The sequence below is a fragment of the Paenibacillus farraposensis genome (assembly GCF_020736845.1).
GTDB lineage: Bacteria > Bacillota > Bacilli > Paenibacillales > Paenibacillaceae > Paenibacillus > Paenibacillus farraposensis.
The window spans coordinates 7384-10892 of sequence record NZ_JAFFQR010000073.1 but is presented as its reverse complement, the minus strand read 5'-3'; the positions used below and the strand labels follow the sequence as shown (position 1 = coordinate 10892).

2 protein-coding genes and 2 pseudogenes are annotated in these 3509 nt (G+C 50.1%); all 4 read right to left on the bottom strand.

All coding sequences use genetic code 11. The features are described from left to right. A partial coding sequence (locus JO375_RS12595; RefSeq protein ID WP_229524810.1) for a hypothetical protein occupies positions 1 to 465 on the bottom strand: 465 nt, incomplete at its 3' end. Next, a pseudogene (locus tag JO375_RS12590) lies at positions 465 to 1745 on the bottom strand (pentapeptide repeat-containing protein). The gene JO375_RS12595 and the pseudogene JO375_RS12590, both read right to left, overlap by 1 nt. A gap of 12 nt (positions 1746 to 1757) precedes the next feature. Beyond that, positions 1758 to 3173 carry a phage baseplate assembly protein V gene (locus tag JO375_RS12585; RefSeq protein WP_229524809.1) on the bottom strand — a complete coding sequence of 472 codons (1416 nt, stop codon included), beginning with the start codon at positions 3171 to 3173 and terminating at the stop codon, positions 1758 to 1760. Next, positions 3170 to 3509 (bottom strand): annotated as a pseudogene (locus tag JO375_RS12580) (hypothetical protein); the annotation flags it as partial. The gene JO375_RS12585 and the pseudogene JO375_RS12580, both read right to left, overlap by 4 nt.

Genomic DNA, 3509 nt, shown 5'->3' with positions numbered 1-3509 from the left:
CGCCACAGCCAGATCAATATAGATATGGGCTTCCAATAAGCCGGCGATCCGAAAGATGGGCGATTCGATTGACTCGCGCCTGAGTACCAAATGCTTCAAGGTATGATCGGGATACCACTCGGTTTGGGCAGACAGACAATCTACCGCCGGAGGACGCAGCACCCAATACACATCCTGCCTGGCCTGCTGAAAATCGGTAAGGATGGCCGCTTTCCATTCCAATCCCGGCATATATTTTTCCAGCAATGCTTTCATTGCATCGGAAACCAGCGGCAAAGGGAACTCGAGGAAATCCGGATAGACGGTTCGTGAATCCGTATGTACAGCTAAAAACAGGGGAGTGTCTTCCGTCTGCATATTGTTGTTGTGATCCGAAAGGATATCTTCCACCTGCAACGGAGACAGGGAAGCAGGCTCCACCCGATGCTTGATGCGCTCGTCCACCATAAGCCGAAAATATCTCATTACATCCCGCCTCCTTTACTTACGGTATCTGTTGCCTGTGAAGCTATCAGGGAAGATGGGGAGGGAGAGGGCATTTCCACAGCAGACAGGCCAATTGCTTCATTCAGTTGTTCTCTTGTAAAATGTACGCGGCTGACCTTCGCTCCTGTAAAATCAGCTCTTGCTAAGCAAGCGCCTGTAAACGTAGCGCCAGTAAGGTCGGCTCCCGCAAAGCAGGTGGCGGTCAGATCCGCTCCGACAAATGAAGCTCTTTGCAGCGAGCAGTCCTGGAAAACAGCGCCTTGAAGCTGAGCGCTTTGAAAGCTGGTTCCCTGTAAAATCGCTCCTGTAAAATTGACTCCATCCCATCCGAATGGCTCCCAATCTAGCCATTCATCTGAACCATATGCGCGATTCCCTGAGACAGCGTCCAGAACAGCCCCATGCAGGGAACAACCGCTGAAATCAGCTCCATGAAGCAGACTGTACGAAAGGTCAATTCCATCTAGCTGGGCTTCTTGCCACACGGTTCCTGCGAGAATGCAGCTATGCAAACGACTATGCTCCATTTTGATTTGGCGAAAGGCGGTATGGCGAAAATCCAGAGAGCTGTAATCTCCGCTGGATAGATCGACTTGGGTCAACGCTTGATAGCTGTAGGCGTATGCTTCTTTTTCCTCCAGCCAGGATTTTATGACACTAGCATCCATTGCCCTGCATTCTTCCCGGTACACCGACACACTGTGATCCATATACTCTCCGACGCGAATCTCAAACGCTTCTTCACGCTCCAGCGCCCGAAACTCTGGTAAACCAACTGCTTGTTTCATGGCCTGCCGAATCAGGCTAACGATCATCGTATGAAGATATCCGGCTGCTTCCAGCATGATCTGTTCCCATTGAAGCTCGGACAGCGATACCTGCTGCTTCAAGGCTTCGGCCAAAATTTGTTCACGTAAATGAGTTCAATAGGTAAAAATCCAGCTAGCATCATACTCCAGCGAAATGGACTTGGCATCCAGCATCCATAAGGCATCCGCAGCCTCGACGAGATAAACAGGCTTTTGCTCAAGCCATGTGGTACGCAGCATGGAATAGGTGATGTAGGCAATATGGCCTTTATGACCTTCCAGCTGCTTTTGCCGAACAAGCTGACAAAAGGTGCGAAAATGTTCTACGATATGCTGCAGCCTGGTGGCATGGGTTGCCCTGCATTTCAACGCCCATTCCTTACGAATAAGGGACCATGCGTGAAAAAGGGCTGTTTGTTGCTGATCTAACACATCTGTTTGCTTTTCCATTTCCACTCATCCTTAATTTGATTTCACTTCGCTGCCCTTCATGTCCGCTGAACCGCTTAATTCAATATGACTGCCGTTGCAATCCATACGGAGCTGACTACCTGCGGACAGGCTCATCGTCTTCCCGGCAGACAGGCTGAGATTGCCTCCTGCTGAAATATTCACCTGCTTGCTGCTCGTGATATGGATGCCTTCTTTATCGTCCAGCTTGATATAAATCGCACCGTCCTTGCCCGTAACGATCAGTTCATCCGGTCCCAGCCGAATTTCCTTGCCGTGCGGGGTACGCCATATTTTCATGTGCGGATTGGAGAAATGGTTGTGCCTGCTCTTGCGATCCGCCCGTCTTACTGCGCCGCCTGCCACACCGTCTTCTTCCCGGCTGCCCGGAAAATAGAGTGAAACCGGATCGCCTTTTTCCGGCATTACGTACCAGCCGGTATGGCCCCCAGCACTATACACCGTCGAGTAGTTGAACCAATGGGCTTTGCTTGCATCCTGCTCTTTATCACAATCGAGATGGATACGTACCTGATCCTGACGGACGTCCAGTACAACGCCGCTTAGCGAGGCTCCCGCCAGCTTTTCCTGGTAGTAGCTTTTTTGCCGTAAGCCTTTGTACGAGGCAAGCATATATTGATGCCGCAGCAGCCCTTGCCTCATTTCGGTATAGGCTTCCACTACATACAAGCTGTGTCCCTGAAAAGTCATCTGAGCTCCCAAATCCAGCACCTCGTCCGTTTCTACCTCATAGAAAATAAAGTCATTTTCCGTCACCTTGGTCTGCTCGTTTTCCTGAAAATAACGAAAAGGCAGCAACTGCTTGCGTACGGTATAACGGGTATGATCCAGTACCACCTGTGCCGGGCTGTCTTCAATACCAAAATAAAACTTGGGACTGTCAAAACGAGCCACAGGCATCAGACTCGTATGGTACCGGGAGGCCATGCGTCTCAAGAACGCCCAGTCCGTCTCCTGATACTGGATGGCAAGCCTTCCGATTTGCTCTCCACCTGTCGCTCCATCAATCACATCCAGCCCTTCGTAGTCCTTGCCAATCTGCTCCAGCATCTGAGGAACGGTCATTTTGGTATATTGAAAAGAGCGGGTACGCTGCTGAATATCCATCCGGTAGGTATGGGAAATCGCCTCCACTTCCAGATAGTACACGTCCCGTACGACCTTTACTTCGACCGATAGGGCAATCCCGCTGAACAGCGGCTTGCTTTCACCCGATTCATTCCGTTGGCTCACCTGGATGACGGTGTTCTTTTCCGTCGTTTCCACATAGCTGTCCTGCATATCCTCGGGGATGATTCCTGTAAAATAGAGCCGGGTATGCTCATTGATTTTCTTCGTGAGGACAAGCTGTTCCAGATCGACCATGACATATGGAAAGATTTGAATTTGATCGTAACCCAGACTCATCGCGAACCTACCCCTTTCTCAAATGAGGAATCTGAAGGAAACGGAACGATATGGAGCGATTGCACTGTATTTTCTGCTACAGTCAGCCATTCTTCCCTATCCGATTCCATACAATTAAACGCACCCATCGCCACCTGTCCCTCATGGACAAACAGCAACATTTCGTTGTACAAATTCGTATCTACACCTGCGGCTACAAAACGGATCACCCCGATGGACAGACCGGAACGATTCACGATCACTTCAGTACCCATCCAGTTACGAATCGGTTGTACAGACCGCAAAACATCTGCCATTTGCTCCACAAACTCGGAAAGCTCGTCCACAGCTAAAAAA

Excerpts from the sequence above, each read along its gene's own strand:
- JO375_RS12585 (WP_229524809.1), bottom strand. The coding sequence starts at position 3,173 with ATGAGTCTGGGTTACGATCAAATTCAAATCTTTCCATATGTCATGGTC.